General features: G+C 72.4%; 14 protein-coding genes. 11 read left to right on the forward strand and 3 right to left on the reverse strand.

Going from position 1 to position 17,189, the window contains the following annotated elements:
* Positions 1–136 precede the first annotated feature (136 nt).
* Together AOM02_RS08840 and AOM02_RS08845 are read left to right on the forward strand one after the other, a co-directional pair.
* Positions 137–1,483, forward strand: coding sequence for a S1C family serine protease (locus AOM02_RS08840; protein WP_062298792.1), 1,347 nt, complete (start codon positions 137–139; stop codon positions 1,481–1,483).
* A gap of 121 nt (positions 1,484–1,604) precedes the next feature.
* Complete coding sequence (locus AOM02_RS08845) at positions 1,605–2,066, forward strand: hypothetical protein (RefSeq protein WP_062298793.1); 462 nt, start codon at positions 1,605–1,607, stop codon at positions 2,064–2,066.
* A gap of 85 nt (positions 2,067–2,151) precedes the next feature.
* On the opposite strand, the gene AOM02_RS08850 is transcribed toward AOM02_RS08845, so the two are convergent.
* Positions 2,152–2,745 carry a TetR/AcrR family transcriptional regulator gene (locus AOM02_RS08850; protein ID WP_062298794.1) on the reverse strand — a complete coding sequence of 198 codons (594 nt, stop codon included), beginning with the start codon at positions 2,743–2,745 and terminating at the stop codon, positions 2,152–2,154.
* Between the two features lie 104 nt (positions 2,746–2,849).
* Here AOM02_RS08850 and AOM02_RS08855 point away from each other — a divergent pair, with 104 nt between their 5' ends.
* From AOM02_RS08855 to AOM02_RS08865, 3 genes are all read left to right on the forward strand, one after another.
* Positions 2,850–3,860, forward strand: a complete 1,011-nt coding sequence (locus AOM02_RS08855) for an ABC transporter permease (protein ID WP_062298795.1) — start codon at positions 2,850–2,852, stop codon at positions 3,858–3,860.
* A 132-nt stretch (positions 3,861–3,992) separates the two neighbouring features.
* Positions 3,993–4,448 carry a hypothetical protein gene (locus AOM02_RS08860; RefSeq protein ID WP_062298796.1) on the forward strand — a complete coding sequence of 152 codons (456 nt, stop codon included), beginning with the start codon at positions 3,993–3,995 and terminating at the stop codon, positions 4,446–4,448.
* A gap of 78 nt (positions 4,449–4,526) precedes the next feature.
* Positions 4,527–6,920, forward strand: a complete 2,394-nt coding sequence (locus AOM02_RS08865) for an alpha-L-rhamnosidase (protein WP_062298797.1) — start codon at positions 4,527–4,529, stop codon at positions 6,918–6,920.
* Between the two features lie 109 nt (positions 6,921–7,029).
* On the opposite strand, the gene AOM02_RS08870 is transcribed toward AOM02_RS08865, so the two are convergent.
* Both AOM02_RS08870 and AOM02_RS08875 read right to left on the reverse strand, forming a co-directional pair.
* Complete coding sequence (locus AOM02_RS08870; protein WP_228372697.1) at positions 7,030–7,860, reverse strand: class II aldolase/adducin family protein; 831 nt, start codon at positions 7,858–7,860, stop codon at positions 7,030–7,032.
* Between the two features lie 152 nt (positions 7,861–8,012).
* Positions 8,013–8,744 carry a patatin-like phospholipase family protein gene (locus AOM02_RS08875; RefSeq protein WP_062298798.1) on the reverse strand — a complete coding sequence of 244 codons (732 nt, stop codon included), beginning with the start codon at positions 8,742–8,744 and terminating at the stop codon, positions 8,013–8,015.
* A gap of 377 nt (positions 8,745–9,121) precedes the next feature.
* Between AOM02_RS08875 and AOM02_RS08880 the strand changes: the two genes are divergently transcribed.
* The 6 genes from AOM02_RS08880 (at position 9,122) to AOM02_RS08905 (ending at position 17,050) form a co-directional block, all read left to right on the forward strand.
* On the forward strand, positions 9,122–10,468 hold the full coding sequence (locus AOM02_RS08880) for an ABC transporter substrate-binding protein (protein WP_082099363.1): 1,347 nt from the start codon (positions 9,122–9,124) through the stop codon (positions 10,466–10,468).
* Positions 10,469–10,548: 80 nt separating this feature from the next.
* Positions 10,549–11,433, forward strand: a complete 885-nt coding sequence (locus AOM02_RS08885; RefSeq protein WP_062298799.1) for a carbohydrate ABC transporter permease — start codon at positions 10,549–10,551, stop codon at positions 11,431–11,433.
* A complete protein-coding gene (locus AOM02_RS08890; protein WP_062298800.1) occupies positions 11,430–12,323 on the forward strand; it encodes a carbohydrate ABC transporter permease in 894 nt (297 codons plus the stop codon). Before AOM02_RS08885 ends, AOM02_RS08890 begins: the two co-directional genes overlap by 4 nt.
* The gene (locus AOM02_RS08895) at positions 12,320–14,902 is read left to right on the forward strand and encodes a family 78 glycoside hydrolase catalytic domain (protein ID WP_062298801.1); all 2,583 of its coding nucleotides are present in this window, start codon (positions 12,320–12,322) and stop codon (positions 14,900–14,902) included. Before AOM02_RS08890 ends, AOM02_RS08895 begins: the two co-directional genes overlap by 4 nt.
* Positions 14,899–15,969 carry a family 43 glycosylhydrolase gene (locus AOM02_RS08900; protein ID WP_062298802.1) on the forward strand — a complete coding sequence of 357 codons (1,071 nt, stop codon included), beginning with the start codon at positions 14,899–14,901 and terminating at the stop codon, positions 15,967–15,969. The genes AOM02_RS08895 and AOM02_RS08900 overlap by 4 nt, the downstream gene beginning before the upstream one ends.
* Positions 15,970–15,994: 25 nt before the next feature.
* Positions 15,995–17,050, forward strand: a complete 1,056-nt coding sequence (locus AOM02_RS08905; protein WP_062298803.1) for a LacI family DNA-binding transcriptional regulator — start codon at positions 15,995–15,997, stop codon at positions 17,048–17,050.
* Positions 17,051–17,189 lie beyond the last annotated feature (139 nt).

A 17,189-nucleotide genomic window follows, 5' to 3' on the forward strand; every position in this document is an offset into this window, starting at 1 on the left:
GCCAGTTGCCCCCCAGCCTGGCGAGGAGTCGCCCACGTTGAGCCCTTCGCGTGCCGCCGCGCCGCAGGGTCCCGTTCTTCGCAAACTCCCGGAATCCTCCGAGGTCGCTCCCTGCCTGGAGCGATGGAGTGAAGGGGTGAACACGCCTGAGGAGAACGCGATGAACCCGGACCTGCAGCCGCCCGCCGAGCCGACCGAGACCGAGGCGTTCGCGGACGCCGCACCGCGGCGCCGGTCGCGTCTGCGCCGCGTCGGCGTGGTCGCAGCGGTCTCCGCGCTCGCGCTCGGGGGCGTGGTCGTCGGCGTCTCGGCCCGTGACACCGATGCGGTCGCCACGACGTCGGCGGAGTCCGCCGCGCTCGAGGCCGATGCGTCCGCGGGCCTCGGCGACGCCGCCGCACTGCCGGAGGCTCCGAGCGCGCCCGGCGGCGGCTCCGGCGCCCTCCCGTACCGCGGCGAGACGTGGCCGGGCGACGGGTCCACCGCGGGCGGCGGCGCATCGTCCGACGCGACGGCCGCGACGCAGGAGGCGGCCACCTCGGCCGGCGACGACGAGTCCACCGGCGTCGTGCTCATCGACACCGTGCTCGGCTACGACGACGCCGAGGCCGCGGGCACCGGCATGATCCTCACGAGCGACGGCCTCGTCCTCACCAACAACCACGTCATCGAGGACTCGACCGAGATCATCGTGACCCTGGCCGACACCGGGGAGACGTACTCCGCGACCGTGGTCGGCGTGGACGACGCCGACGACGTCGCGCTGCTCCAGCTCGACGGCGCCTCCGGCCTCACCACCGTCACGATGGACGACGACGGGGTCACCGTGGGCGACGACGTCACCGCGGTCGGCAACGCCGAGGGTGGCGGCGTGCTGATGGCCGCGGACGGCTCGGTCACGGGGGTCGACTCCTCGGTCACCACCTCCGCCGAGTTCACGACAGCGAGCGAGACGCTCGACGGCATGATCGAGTTCTCGGCCGACGTGGTGGCGGGGGACTCGGGCGGCGCGCTGCTGGACGACGAGGGCGAGGTGATCGGCATGACCACCGCCGCGTCGACCGGAACCGCGATCACGACCGCCTTCGCGATCCCGATCGAGGACGCGCTCGCGATCGTCGCCCAGATCCAGGCGGGCGACGAGTCCGACGGCGTGACCCTCGGCTACCCGGCGATGCTCGGTGTCGCCATCGCGAGCGACCAGCAGGTCGCGTTCCTCCCGGGCGGGAGGTCGTCGCAGGTGGCCACTGCCGAGGGCGCGCAGGTCGAGTACGTGTACGACGGCACCCCGGCCGCCGAGGCGGGCCTGGTGGCGGGCGACACCATCACCGCCGTCGACGGCACCGCGGTGGCGAGCGGCTCCGAGCTCGCGAGCCTGCTCGACGGCTACGAGCCGGGCGACACCGTGGCCCTCACGTGGATCGACGCGACCGGCGCGACGCAGACAGGCACCGCGACGCTCATCCAGGGCCCGGCGCTCTAGGCGCCCGCCCGGACGGGTCGGGCCAGGCCGGGCCAGGCCCTTTGGCCGACATTCGGTGACATAAAACGTGACTACGATGTCTCGGTTGCCCAGACCGGGCCCCTGACACGAAGGAACGCACATGCGCATCACCCCTGGCGCCAAGACGGCGCTCGTCGCCGCCGCCGCCGGCCTCCTCCTCTCCGCCTGCGCGGCCGACACCGACAGCGCCGCCGGCGCGAGCGCGAGCGCCTCCGCGGACGCCGCGCCCGACGTCGCGACGATCGTCGCCGACGTCAACACCGTCACCGCGTGCGAGACCTTCGGTGGCGCCTGGGCCGGCGGCCGTGTCGCCGGCGAGGGCGTCGTGGCGGGCTGGGAGTACACGTGCGACGTGGACGGCGACGGCGTCGCCGAGACCACGCTCTCCATCTACAACGACGCGGCGGACCTCGAGACCGACCTCGCGACCATCGAGGCGGCCTCGGCCGACACCGCGATCGTCAAGGGTGCCGGCTACCTCGTCGCCACCACCGACTGGTCGCACCTCGCGAGCCTCACCGAGACCGACGTCGAGGTCGTGCGCGAGCTGCCCGCGGAGTAGCGCGGCGCCGCCCCCTCACCAGGCGCACGACGGCCCGGATCCCTCCTCGGATCCGGGCCGTCGTCGTCTGCGCGGGGGCGGATGCTCAGGCGCGCGCGTGCGTGGACACGCGCAGCAGCGGCAGCACCACCTCGTCGACGATGCCCTCGATGTCGGCCGGGCGGCCAGCGCCGTACACGAAGAAGACCTCGTGACGCAGCAGCGCGACGATCGCCGCGACCACGCGGGCCGGCACGGGCTCCGGGCCCAGCTCGCCCGCGCCGCGCGCCCGCTCGAGGATTCCCGCCAGCCACGCCTCGAACTGCGCGAGCACCAGGCTCGACACCCGGGCGACCGTCGCATCGTCCACCTCGCCGATGACGCCGCGGAACGTCTTCACGCCCTCGGGCCCGAGCCGTTCCATGATGCCACGCATGAGGGCGACGAGGTCCTCCCGGAGCGGGCCGTCGAAGGACGCCGGCGGCGTCCCGAGCCGCGCCGTGACGAGCGCGTCGATCACCATGTCCGCGCGGTTGTCGAACCGTCGGTAGAGGACCGTCTTGCTGGTGCCGGCCCGGCGCGCGACGCCCTCGAAGGTGACGTCCTGGTAGCCGCGCTCGCGCAGCTCCTCGAGGACCGCGGCGCGGATGGCGTCGAGGAGCTCTCCCGCGCGACGGCGCCTGGCACGGGGGACGGTCATCGTGCCTCCTTCGCGGGCGGGTCGTGGGGGACGGTTGACGTCCTCTCCCCGAAATAGGATACGGTACGTTTCGTACTTAACATTTCCCCACCTGAGGAGTAGCGATGTCCCAGCCTTCGACCGAGCGCCAGAGCTGGCGGCCCGTGATCGGCCTCGCCGTCGGACTCTCGCTCCTGCTCAGCGCCATGCTCATCGCGTTCGGCCTGCCCGCCGTCAGCTCGGGCCCGCACGACGTGCCGATCGCCGTCGTGGCGCCGGAGGAGGCCGCGACGCAGATCGCGGGCGCCCTCGAGCAGGCGCAGCCCGGCGCGTTCGACGTGACCGTGGCGTCGTCTCAGGACGAGGCGACCGAGATGATCCTCGACCGCGACGTCTACGGCGCGTTCGTGGTGTCCGCGGACGGCGTCACCGTCGACATCGCGACTGCCGCGAGCCCGACGGTCGCCCAGCTCCTCACGGCGGTGGGCGAGGGGGTGGCCGCGCAGGCCGGCGCCGAGGCGACCGTGAACGACGTCGTGCCCACCTCGGCGGACGACCCTCGCGCGATCGGCCTGTCCGCAGGCGCGCTGCCCATCGCGCTCGGCGGCTTCATCGCCGGTGTCGCGACCACGCTGCTCGTCTCCGGCACCGGCCGGCGGCTCGTCGCGGTCGGCGCGTTCGCCGTGATCGCGGGCCTCGCGATGACCGCGATCCTGCAGTTCTGGTTCGGCACGTTCACCGGCAGCTTCTGGGCCACCTCGGCTGCGGCGATGCTCGGCATCCTGGCCACCAGCGCCACCGTGCTCGGCGTCGAGAGCCTGCTCGGCCGGCCCGGCATCGGCATCGCCGCCCTGCTCATCGTCTTCCTCGGCAACCCTCTGTCCGGCCTCACGTCGGCGCCCGAGATGCTGCCGACGCCGTGGGGCGCGATCGGCCAACTGCTCCCGCCCGGCGCGACCGGCACGCTGCTGCGGAACGTCGCGTTCTTCGACGGCGCCGCGACGGCGAAGCCGATCCTCGTGCTGCTGTGCTGGCTCGCGCTCGGCGCGGCGCTGCTCATCATCGCGGGCGCGCGGTCGCGGCGGACGGCGCGCGACCTCCCTGTCGACGCGGCGGAGCCGCTCGCCGCGGCGTAGGCGTCGCCAGGCCACGGGACGATGCGCGGGGCGCCCGGTCCCGCGCATCGTCCCGGGGATCGGCACATACTGAGGGGACCGGCGCGCGCCCGCTCCGCGGTGGCCGCCGTCCCCTCGAGGCAAGGAGCGCTCATGCGGATCCACCACGGAGCCATGGCGGTGCTGACAGCCGCAGCCGCCGGGCTGGCCCTCACCGCCTGCACGTCGGGCTCGGACTCGGAGGTGAGCGCCGCCGCGAGCAGCGCCACCGACGCGATCTCGGCGGCCGCCGTCAACGTGTCCGGGATCGTCGACGACGTCCGCACCGCCTCGGAGTGCGGATCCTGGGCGGGCGGCAAGATGGCCGGCGACGGGGTCGTCGCCGGCTGGCAGTACACGTGCGACGAGGACGGCGACGGCGTCCCGGAGGCGACGGTGTCGATCTACCTCTCGCAGGACGATGCCGACTCCGACCTCGCGACCGTCGAGGCGGCGTCGTCCGACACGGGGATCGCGACGGGCGACCACTTCATCTTCACGACCACCGACGCGGACCAGCTCGCCGCGATCGCCGATCTCGGCGGGGAGGTCGTGCGCGAGGTGCCGTAGCGGCGCGGGATCGCTCTAGAGGCGACCGCGACCTCTCTGGTAGGCATGGCGTGTCGCCCATGTCGAGGAGGACACGCGATGACCGCTACCGCGCCCATGCCGGCACTGGCCCACCCCATCAGCGCGCTCGAGGGCGCCGTTTGGATCGCGCCGCACGAGCCCGACCCCGCGCCGCCCGGCGAGCGCCCCGCCCACCTGCTCCGCGCATCGTTCACCGTCGCGCGGGACCACGCGCCGCTCCGGCTCGTCGCCACCGCGCACGGGATCTACGAGGCCTTCCTCAACGGCGTGCGCGTGGGCGACGACGAGCTCGAGCCGGGCTTCAGCGCGTACCGCAAGCGCCTCCAGGTGCAGGAGCACGACGTCACCCCGCTGGTCCGCGAGGGCGAGAACACGCTGGTGCTCGTGCTCTCCGACGGCTGGTTCCGGGGCCGCCACGGCTTCCAGCGCCGCGCCGACGGCTTCGGCGACCGCACCGCGGCGCTCGCGGCGATCGTGGGCGAGGACGATGCGCCGGTCGCCGCGACCGGGCCCGGCTGGGAGTCGCGCCCGAGCCACATCACGCGGGCGGACCTCATGGACGGCCAGGCCGTCGACCTGCGCCTGCTCGACCCCGCCTGGTTCACCGGCGGCGGCGACGCCTGGCACGCCGTCGACATGCCGGACGATGCGCTGCTCGCCGACCGCGCGCGCCTCGTGACCGCCGAGGGCGCGCCCGTGCGCCGCGTCGAGGAGCTCGCGCCGGTCGCGATCACGATGCCGCGCCCGGGCACCGCGGTGATCGACCTCGGGCAGGACATCAACGGCTGGATGCGGTTGAGGGACCTCGGCCCGGCGGGCACGCGCCTGACGCTTACCCACGGCGAGATCCTCGACGCGGACGGCCTCGTGACCATGGAGCACCTCCGGGCCTTCAACTTCGACACGCACCAGATGCTGTCCGCGGGACAGGTCGACGCGGTGATCTCGGCGGGCCGCGCGGGCGACGTCTTCGAGCCGCGGCACACCACGCACGGCTTCCGCTTCGTCCAGGTCGACGGCGTGCCCGACGGCCTCGACCTCACGGCCGCTCGCGGAGTGATGGTGGAGACCGCCCTCGCCCGCACGGGCGAGTTCGCCTGCTCGGACCCGCGCCTCGAGCGGCTGCACGAGGCCGTGCGCTGGAGCCTGCGCGGCAACGCCTGCTCGGTCCCCACCGACTGCCCCCAGCGCGAGCGCTCCGGCTTCACGGGCGACTGGCAGATCTTCGTCGCGACCGGTGCGCTGCTCGCGGACGTCGACGAGTTCTCCCGTCGCTGGCTGCGTGACCTCGCCGCGGATCAGTGGGTGGACGGGCGCATCCCCACGGTGGTGCCCAACCCGCCGGGGGACCGGCCGTCGGGTGTGGCCTTCGAGGACATGTCCGCGGGCTCGGCCGGGTGGGGCGACGCCGCGGCCATCGTGCCGTGGGAGCTGTGGCGGGCGTACGGGTCCGTGGACGGGCTGCGCGAGGCGCTGCCAGCCGCGCTCGCGTGGATCCGCTACGCCGCGGGCCGCGCCGCGGCGGGGCGCCACCCCGATCGCGCCGCCGCCCGCCCGGAGCCGCTGCCGCACGAGCGCTACCTGTGGGACACCGACTTCCACTTCGGCGAGTGGCTCGAGCCCGGCGAGGTGCCGAACCCGGACCCGACCGTGGACCACGGCATCGTCGCGACCGCCTTCCTCCACCGCTCGGCCCACCTGACGGCGCTCATCGCGGCGCTCGCCGGGGACGACGACGCGGCGGCCGAATGCCGCACGATCGCGGACGGGGCGCTGGCCGCCTGGCGCGCCGAGTACCTGCGCCCCGAAGGGGTCCTGTCGGAGGAGAAGCAGGCGCATTACGTCCGTGGGCTCGCATTCGGGCTCATCCCGGCCGACCTGCGTCCGGCCGCCGCGGCCCGGCTCGCCGTGCTGATCGACGCTGCGGACGGGCTGCTCGGCACCGGCTTCCTCGCGACCGGCCAGCTGCTGCCGGCCCTTGCGGACCACGGCCAGGCGGACGTCGCGCATCGTCTCCTGGTCGAGACGCGGCTGCCGTCGTGGCTGGGGATGCTCGAGGCCGGCGCGACCACGATGTGGGAGTGGTGGGACGGCGTCGCGCCCGACGGGACCGCGCGCGGCTCCCTCAACCACTACTCGAAGGGCGCCGTCATCGCGTTCCTGCACACGCACGTGGTGGGGCTGCGGCTGCCCGACGAGCCCGCGCCGGGGGAGGAGGCCTACCGCCGGGTGACGATCGCCCCGATGCCGGGTCCCGCGCTCACCTGGGCGCGGAGCCGCCAGCTCACGCGGCGCGGACCGCTCGAGGTCGAGTGGCGGATCGAGGACGGGCGCTTCGCGCTCGCGGTCGACCTGCCGGAGGACACCGAGGCCCAGGTGGTGCTGCCCGACGGCTCGGAGCACCGGCTCGTCGGCGGGGCCCACGACCTCTCCTGCGCCTTCGCTCGCTGAGCCTGGTGGTCGGATCGATCGACGTTCGATCCGACCGCCGGGTACGAAAGAGCCCGTATGTCGGACCGATCGAGGATCGGTCCGACATACGGGCTCGTGGTGTGTCCGGCTAGGACAGCCAGGGGGAGTCGATCGAGAAGGTCTCCGCGACGTCGCGGATCTCCTGCTTGGTGAGGCCCTCGGCGCGACCGCCGGCGACGAGGTCCATGTACTCGTACTTGGCGCCGGTCTCGGCGTACTCGACGCGGTCGACCGCGCGGTAGACCGAGATGTCCGAGCGGGACATGGTGCCGTGCTTGGACCACAAGGTGATCTCGAAGTCGCGCAGGCCCTCGACGTTCGCGGTGCCCATCTCCTCCGAGCCGGGGATGAAGAACGGCAGCACCGCGATGCCCTGCGACAGCGACACGATGCTCTCCGGCTCCCAGCGCAGGATCGCGGCGTTCATGCGCGCGGTGTCGCGGTAGGCGGGGATGTGGGAGAGGTACGTGAGGTGCGGCGGCTGCGCGTGGACGACCGCCTGGAAGTCGACGCCGCGGCGCTCGACCTGGTCCTGGTGCACGGCGAGGTGCGAGTTGAACTCCGAGGTGAGCCGCGCGAACTTGCGGGTGTTCGAGGTGTACAGCGTGCCGGTGAGGCCGCCCTCGTGGATCTTCACCGCGCCGATCGCGGCGAGGGGCTCCTCCTCGATCTGGCGCAGGCGGCGGCCCGAGCCGGTGGCGAGCACCGTGCCGCCGGCGAGCGCCGGGGCGGGCACGGGGAGCTCGATCTCCTCGGCGTTCGGGAAGTGGCGGCGCACCTCCACCTCCCAGCCCATGTAGACCGAGATGTTGCCGGCGCCGGCCTCGGACGCCTCGATGTCGCAGATGCGCGCGCCCGAGTGGCCCATCTGGTTGATGATCTCGTCGAGCGTGGGCTTGGGCTGGTCGGTGATGGCCACGAGGGTCCTCCTGTGATCGGTGGCGCGACCCCTGCGGCGCGCCGTCTCCCCTTGGGAATGAAACGATTCAACCACACGACGCGCAGCGGCGCGCGCGGCCAAGGTCCCGGGTCCGGCGACCGTCCCGACAGGGGGACGATGCGGGGGGCGGCTCAGGCGGGCAGCGCCGCCTCGGCGGCGGCCCGGCCCGCGGCGACCACAGTGCCGAGGTCCCTCGTCTGCCACCACGTCCGCCCGCGCAGGTCGGGGGAGATGACGAGCACATCCGGCCTGGTCTCGAGCTCCCTGACGATCCTCGAGCTCGAGTAGCCGGGCACGTCCCAGTCGGGCGCGACGCGGACCGCGATCACGGGCGTCGCGCCCAGCGTGAGCGCCTCCTCGAGGGGCAGGTTCGCCTTGAGCCCGCCGTCGAGGAGCCGGCGCCCGTCGAGGCGGACGGGCCGGAACAGCCCGGGCACGGAGATGGTGGCGCGGAGCGCGTCGACGAGCGAGCCGCGCTCGATGATCGTCGAGCGGCGGGACGTGACGTCGGTCGCGACGGCCGCGAAGCGCATCGGCATGTCCTCGATCAGCACGTCGCCGCCGATGATCTCCGTCACCGAGGCGCGCAGCGCGTCCGCGTCCAGCAGTCCGGGTCCGGGGCGGCGAGGAACCGTGGCGACGTCCTGCCAGCGCACGTCGAGGAGGAGCTCCTCGAGACGGTAGGGGTCGACCCCCATCACGTAGGCGGCCCCCACGAGCGCCCCCGCCGACGTGCCGACCACCATCGCCGGGCGGATGTCGCGCTCGTGCATCACCTGCAGCACCCCGACGTGCGCGCCGGCGAGGGTCCCGCCGCCGCCCAGGCTGAGCCCCAGCGCGGGCGCGTGGCGCAGGTCGATCACGTCCTCACTCTAGGCGGGCATCGTCGTCGGCGGCCCCGGGAGGTGGCGCGGTCGCGGGGGAGCGCTCTCACAGGTTGCGCCTTTGTATCGATTCAATAACGGCGTTCGTGATGGTGGCGTTCACATCGCCGTCGCGCGCACCGGGCCGCGACGCCCTGCGTCCGGCGCAGCTGCATCGGGCCGTCGCGTGAAGTGCCTGGAAAGCGGCCATTTGCCGGTCATCTGGGACATGGATGGGGAGGCTTCCGGCCTGTCTGGAGCGGCCCATGCGGCGCGAAACGCCGAGGTTCGCAGGTGTTGACAAGCCCTCACCGCGGGCCTAGTTTCCGGAATTGAAGCGCTTCAAAGAGGTCGCGTTTCTGATTCAAGGAGGAATCGTGAAGCAGTCCCTTCGACGCGGTCGCCGGACTTTCGCGGCTGCCGCATTCATCGGGGCGAGCGCCCTCGCGCTCGCCGCCTGCTCGGGGTCGTCGGACTCCGAGACGTCGTCGACCGCCGGTGGCGGAGGTGGGGCCACCGGGACCACCAGCGACGAGTTCACCTACCTGGGCCAGACCCAGAACACGACCATCGTCGGCACCCTCGAGGCGCTCCAGACCGGCGCCTGCGCCGCAGCCGCGGACGGTACCCCGCTCGTGTCCGACGCGATCGACGGCACCACCTGGGACCAGCAGCTGCAGGTCTACGCGGCCAACGACGCGCTGTCCAACATGTCGATGGCCGCGGGTACGCCGTCGCTGATGCAGGACTTCATCTCGTCGGGCAAGGTGCTCAACCTCACCGAGGCCTTCGCGGACCTCGGCATCGAGGGCGCGATCCTGCCGGCGGCCGAGGCGACGCTCAAGCAGCTGTACAACTCGGACGACCTGTACGCGCTGCCCACCGAGTACAACATCGAGGGCTTCTGGTACAACAAGCAGCTGCTCGAGGACAACGGCGTCGAGCCTCCGGCCACCTGGACGGACCTCGTCGCGGCGGCGGAGACCCTCGACGCGGCGGGCGTGCAGCCCTTCGTCGCCGCGGGCGGCGACGGCTGGCCCGTCACCCGCCTGGTGGGCGACTACATCTTCCGCTCGCTCGGTGCCGACGCCCTCCAGAAGGTCGCCGACGGCGAGGCGAGCCTCACCGACGCGGAGTACGTCGAGGCGGCGGACGCCGTGGCGGCGCTGGGCGAGGCCGGCTACTTCGGCGCGGCCGCGGGCTCGGTCGACTACAACACCGCGATGAACCAGTTCCTCACCGGCGGCGGCGCCTTCTTCTACATGGGCAGCTGGGCGCTCGCCAACTTCAACGACGAGGAGCAGAACCAGATCGGTGTCGACAACATCGGCTACCTGCCGTTCCCCGAGGTCGAGGGCGGCGCGGGCAGCATCGACGAGGTCCCGGCGAACGCCGGCATCCCGGTGATGTTCACCACCGCCAACTACACCGACGACATCGGCGAGTGGCTGCAGTGCATCACCGAGAACTACGGCAACGTGGCGCTCGCCGAGTTCGGCCAGGTCACCGGCTTCGAGGTCACCGAGATCCCCGAGGACCAGTCCGACCTCACCACCCTCGTGCAGGACACCATCGCCAGCGCGACCGGCTCGGTCCTGTGGTTCGAGGCGGCCTTCACGTCCGAGGGCACCACGGTCTCGCAGACCAACGGCGGCGGTCTCGCCTCCGGCAACCTGAGCGGCCAGGAGTTCATGGAGCTCGTCCAGGCGGCGAACGGCGGCTGACCTCACCCCGTGCCCCGGGCGACCCGCCCGGGGCACGGGCAGCCTGCCCCTCACCCGTCCCCCTCACGCAAGGAATCGCCGTGGACTCCGTCTTCCGCAACCGCACCGCCGCGGTCGTGATGCTCACGCCGGCGCTGCTGGTCTACACATTCGTCATGCTGGTGCCGATCCTGTGGTCGGTCACCTACACCTTCCAGTCGGGCAACGCCATCACGGGCTTCGAGTTCGTGGGCTTCGACAACTGGATCAAGTTCTTCGGGGACGAGACGGCGATCGACGCGCTGCTCTTCACGCTGCGCTACGCGGTCGTGATGACCGTCCTCCAGGTCGCCACCGGCTACGGGCTGGCCCTCCTCTACATCTTCTTCCTGCGCAACAAGTCGCCGCTGGTCCGCACCACGATCTTCTTCCCGGTGATCCTGCCGACCGTCGCGGTCGCGCTGATGTTCTCGCGGATGTTCGAGGCCGCGCCCACCGTCGGCCCCGTCAACACGATCCTGCAGTGGCTCGGGGGAGACCTCACCGACTTCCTCGGCACGCCGAGCCAGGCGTTCTGGGTCGTGATCCTCATGGACGTGTGGCGATCGATGGGCTTCTACGCCGTGCTGCTCTACGCGGGCCTCGTCGAGATCCCCAACGAGGTGATCGAGTCCGCCCGCATCGACGGCGCGAGCGGCTGGAAGCTGGTGCGCCGCATCGTCTTCCCGCTGTCGCTGCCGGTCCTGCTCTCCGCGCTGATCTTCTCGATCAACGGCACCTTGAAGGTCTTCGACTCGATCGTGGCCCTGACCAACGGCGGTCCAGGATCCGCGACGACACCGTTGACCCTCTACATGTTCCGGACGTCGTTCGCGTACGGCCAGTACGGCTACGGCAGCACCGTGGCGTTCATGCTCACGCTGCTGTGCCTCATCGCGACGATCTTCGTCTTCCGCTCGATGCGACGGGATGTGACCACCTCATGACCACCACCGCCACCCCCGCCGCGACCGACGCGGCCCCCGCGAAGGCCTCCCGCAAGCCCCTGCGCGTGCGCCTGCGCCGCGTCCCGGGATGGATCGGCCTCGGGCTCGTGCTCCTCACCGTCGTGTACCCGATGTTCTGGATCCTGATGGGGTCCTTCAAGACGCAGCCCGAGTTCCTCTCCGAGCCGTTCTGGTCCCTCCCGCAGCAGTGGAGCTTCGACAACTACGTCTCCGCCTTCGTCGACGGCGGCCTCGGCACGTACATCCGCAACTCGATCGTCGCGGTCTTCCCGGCGCTCGCGATGGTCATCGTCTTCGGCACCATGGCGGCCTTCGCGCTGCAGGTGCTCGTCTGGAAGGGCCGCGGCATCGTGCTCGTGCTGTTCCTCGCGGGCATCATGGTGCCCGCGCAGATGATCCTGCTGCCGCTGTTCACGGTGTACTTCAACCTGCACCTCACGAACTCGATCTGGCCGCTGATCATCACGTACACCGCGATCGGCATGCCGCTCACGGTGTTCATGCTCGCGACCTTCATGCGGGCCATCCCGCGGGAGGTCTTCGAGGCGGCCACCCTCGACGGCGCCAGCATCTGGCGCATCTTCCTCAACGTCACGGTGCCGCTCGTGCGCAACGCGATCTTCACCGTCGCGCTGGTGCAGTTCTTCTTCCTGTGGAACGACCTGCTCATCGCGCTGACGTTCATCACCAAGCAGGACCTGCGCACCATCCAGGTGGGCCTGCTCAACTTCACCGGCCAGTACGGCGCCGTGGACTACGGACCCTTGTTCGCTGGCATCTCCGTCACGGTGTTCGGCACGCTCGCGATCTACATCTTCCTCAACCAGAAGGTGATGGCGGGACTGACCTCGGGGGCGGTGAAGGGATGAGCGCCGTCGTCGGTCTTCGCGCCGGGCTCCGCTCCGACTGCCTCGGCGCGCCGCTCGCGGCGCCCCGCGTGTCGTGGCGCATCGTCGACGCCCCCGCCGGCGCCTCGCAGGAGGAGGCCGAGCTGCGCCTCGAGCGCGAGGGCGAGGTCGACACCGTCGCGCTCGACGGGTCCGGACAGAACCTCATCGACTGGCCCTTCGCACCCCTGCGCTCGCGCGAGCGCACCGTGCTCGCCGTGCGGGCGCGGGTGGCGGGGGAGTGGACCGCGTGGAGCGAGCCGCTCGCCGTCGAGGGCGCGCTCTACGAGGCCGAGGCCTGGACTGCGTCGCTCGTGGTGGCGTCCGCGTCGGCGCCCCACCGCACGCGGCCGTCCTGGCTGCTGCGTGCCGCCTTCACGCTCGCCGAGGCGCCGGTGCGGGCGCGGCTCTACGCCACCGCGCAGGGCGTCTTCACCGCCTCGCTCAACGGCGCCGCCGTGTCCGACGAGGTGCTCGCGCCCGGCTGGACGAGCTACGACCACCGCGTCCGCTACCGCGTGCACGACGTCACGGACCTGCTGCGCGAGGGGGGCAACGCGCTCGGCGTCGAGCTCGCCGACGGCTGGTTCCGGGGCAACATCGGCTTCGACGGCGGCCTCTGGGACGTGTACGGCGCGCATGTCGGCGTCCTGCTCCAGCTCGAGGTCACGGGACCGGACGGCGTCACCCGCATCGTCCCTCTGGACGATGCGTGGCGTGCCGCACCCGGTCCCGCCACCTCCGCCGGCCTGTACGAGGGCGAGGCGCACGATGCGCGGCTGCTCCCCGCGGGCTGGGACGTCGCCGGCTTCGACGACTCCGCGTGGGACCGGCCCGAGCTGCGGCCGGTCGCCGACCTCGCCGCGCGGCTCGAGCCCGCCATCAACGAGCCGGTGCGCGTGATCGAGACGCTCGCGCCGGTGGCGGTGGAGGTCCAGCCCGGCGGGCGCATCCGCCTCGACTTCGGCCAGAACCTCTCCGGTGTGCTCCGCATCCGCGTGGACGCGCCCGCGGGCCACACCGTCACGCTGCACCACGCCGAGGTGCTCGAGGACGGTCAGCTCGGCACGCGGCCGCTGCGCCGGGCGGTGTCGGTCGACTCCTTCACCTCGGCGGGCACGCCCGCCACGTGGCAGCCCCGTCACACCATCCACGGCTTCCGCTACGCGGAGCTCGAGGGCTGGCCGGGAGCGCTCGCCGACGGCGACGTGGTCGCCGCCGTGATCCACACCGACATGGAGCGACGCGGCTGGTTCGCCTGCAGCGACCCGCTGCTCGAGCGGCTCCACGAGAACGTGGTGTGGAGCATGCGCGACAACTTCGTCGACCTGCCCACGGACTGCCCCCAGCGCGACGAGCGGCTCGGCTGGACCGGCGACATCCAGGTCTTCGCGCCCGCGGCCGAGTTCCTCTACGGCGCCGACGGCGTCCTCGCCTCGTGGCTGCGCGACGTCGCCGCCCAGCAGGGCCCGGACGGCTGGGTGCCCAACTTCGTGCCGTGGCTCGAGTGCGGCTTCCCGTCCGGGGCGTCCGCCGCGTGGGGCGACGCCGCCGTGGTGGTGCCGTGGACGATGTGGGAGCGGCGCGGCAACCGCGGCATCCTCGAGCGGCAGTGGCCGAGCATGACCGCGTGGGTCGACCATCTGGCGCTCCGCATCGGCCCGGACGACGTGGTCGCGGGCAGCATGGAGCTGGGCGACTGGCTCGACCCGGCCGCGCCTCCCGAGGACCCGGGCGCCGCGCGCACCGACCGGTACCTCGTCGCGTCCGCGTACGCGGTCCGTTCGGCCCGCCTGGTCGCCCGCGCCGCCGCGGTGCTCGGCCGGCCGGCGGACCGGGACCGGTACGACGCGTTCGCGGACCGCGTGCTCGCGGGCATGCGCCGGCGCTGGCTGGACGACCTCGACGGGCTCGCTCACGCGCCCACCGGGCTCGCGCTGGTGGTCGAGTTCGAGCTGGCCAGGGACGAGGCCGAGCGGCAGCGCGCAGGCGACCTGCTCTCCACGGCCGTCCGCGAGGGCGGGCATCGGGTGCAGACGGGCTTCGTCGGCACGCCGATCATCTGCGACGCGCTCGCCTCGACGGGGCACCTCGACGACGCCTACGCGCTGCTGGCCCAGACGGAGTGCCCGTCGTGGCTGTACCCGGTGACGATGGGCGCGACCACGATCTGGGAGCGCTGGGACTCGATGCTGCCCGACGGCTCGATCAACCCCGGCGACATGACGTCCTTCAACCACTACGCGCTCGGCGCCGTGGTCGACTTCCTGCACCGGGTGGTGGCGGGGCTCGCCCCCGCGGCGCCCGGCTACCGCGAGGTCGCGATCCGGCCGAGCCCCGGTGGCGGCCTGACCTGGGCGAGCGCGCGGCACCTCAGCCCGTACGGCGAGATCGCGGTGGCCTGGCGCGTCGTGGGCGACGAGCTCTCGCTCGACGTCGAGCTCCCCGCCGGGGTCACCGGCACGGTCATCCTGCCCGACGGCACCTCCGAGGCCGTCGCCTCGGGATCCCACACGTTCCGCGGCGCCGCGGGCGCCGCCAGAGAGGAGACGCTGCGATGAGCGGCGAGCGGTACATCAGCTTCCGGCCCGGCCAGGAGTGGCTCGACACCGCGGGCAACCCGATCCAGGCGCACGGCGGCTCGATCATCGCGGTCGACGGCACCTACTACTGGTACGGCGAGAACAAGGAGCGCACCACCCCCGGCTCCGGCATCTGGCACTGGGGGGTGCGCTGCTACTCGTCGACGGACCTCTACAACTGGACCGACGAGGGTGTCATCATCCCGCCGGACGAGGACGACCCCACCTCGCCGCTGCACCCGGGGCGCGGCATGGACCGCCCCCACATCGTCCACAACCCGCACACGGGGAAGTACGTGTGCTGGATCAAGGTGATGTCGGGCTCGGTGCAGCTGTCGACCACGCTCGTCGCGGACTCGATCCTGGGCCCGTACGCCAAGGCGAAGGTCGACTTCCGGCCGCTCGGCATGTACGCGGGCGACTTCGACCTCGTCGTCGACCCCGAGGACGGCAAGGGCTACTACATCTTCGAGCGCGTCCACTCGGAGCTCATCATCGCGGACCTCACCGACGACTTCACGGACGTCACCGGCTACTACTCGACGCACTTCCACCACGGACGGCCGCCGTTCACGCGCGAGGCCCCCGCGCACCTCCGCCGCCACGGCCGGCACTACCTCGTGACGAGCGGCACCACCGGGTACTACCCGAACGCCTCCGAGGTCGCCACGGCCCGGACGATGCACGGGCCGTGGACCGTCGTCGGGGATCCCCATCCGGACGATGCGTCGCGCACCTCGTACCGGACGCAGGTGAGCTCGGTGTTCAAGGTGCCGGACCGCGACCTCTACATCGCGTTGGGCGACCGCTGGCTGCCCGACTACGAGGCGGACGGCGCGGAGGCCTACGACCTCTTCGACGAGTACTTCGCCCAGATCGAGGCCGGGATGCCCGACACCGGCATGCGCGAGCTCACGGTGCCCGACCCGTCGCGCGCGCGGTACGTGTGGCTCCCGATCCGCTTCGCGGACGACGGCCGCGTCCTCATCGACTGGCACGACGAGTGGACGCTCGACGACACGGGACCCGTGTCCGGCGGGCGCTGACGTACCTGGACCTACGATGAGCGGCATGGCGGAGGGCGGAGCAGGCACCGGGACCGGGCGCCGCGCCGTGCGTCGGACGAGCATCGCGGACGTGGCGCGCCTGGCGGGGGTGTCGCAGGGCACCGTGTCCAACGTGCTCAACCATCCCGACCGCGTGTCGGGCGACACCCTCGCCCGCGTCCAGGAGGCCATCGCGCTGCTCGACTTCGTGCCGCACGGGCCGGCGCGCTCGCTCGCGGCCGGGTCCACCCGCGCGCTCGGGCTCATCCTGTCCGACCTCACGAACTCGCTGTTCGTGGACATCGGCAGGGGCGTCGAGCGCGTCGCGTGGGAGCGCCAGGCCTTCGTGCTCATCGCCAACACCGACAGCGACCTCGCGCGCGAGCGTCAGTACCTCGCGACATTCGACGCGAGCCAGACCCTCGCCACCCTGGTGACCATCAACGACGCGAGCCACTACCAGACGCTGGTGGACCAGCATCGTCCCGGCCGGCCGCTCGTCTTCCTCAACTACCGGGGCCCGGCCGTCAGCCACTGCACGGTCGACATGGACAACCGGCAGGGCGGCCGGCTGGCGGCGCGCCACCTGCTCGAGACCGGCCGGCGGAGGCTGGCGCTCGTGAGCGGCCCGATGATGCTGCAGCCCGTCGCCGAGCGCGTGGAGGGCTTCGCGGCCGAGGCCGCGGCCGCGGGCGTGGCGTACTTCCACGAGGAGGTCGCGGACCTCGACCGCTCGCACGGCTTCCAGGCGGGGCTCGCGCTGCGCGCACGGGTGGAGGCGGGGGAGATCGACGGCATCTTCGCGGTCGCCGACCTCGTCGCCGCGGGGGTCGCGCAGGCGCTCGCGACGTCGCCCAGCATCGAGATCCCGCGCGACGTCGGGATCGTCGGATACGACGACAACCGCGCGGCGTGGGACAGCCCGATGCCGCTCACGACCATCCGCCAGCCCGGCGACTCGATGGGCGCGGCCGGGGCAGAGCTCGCCTTCGAGGAGATCGAGGACCCCGCTCACCTGCACCGGTCGGTCACGCTCGAGCCCGAGCTCGTGGTGAGGCGCTCGACGGTCGATCCGGGCTGATCCTCCCCAGCGCCGAAGGCGTGCGGGTCTGCTGCCAGGCCATTTGACATCTGTCGGTTTGGCCCACAACAATCTAGATACCACTTAAGCGCTTCACCTCGGAGCGGCGGGCCCACGCAACGGCGCGAACCCCTGAGAA

The organism is Demequina maris, from assembly GCF_000971155.1.
Classification (GTDB): Bacteria; Actinomycetota; Actinomycetes; order Actinomycetales; family Demequinaceae; genus Demequina; species Demequina maris.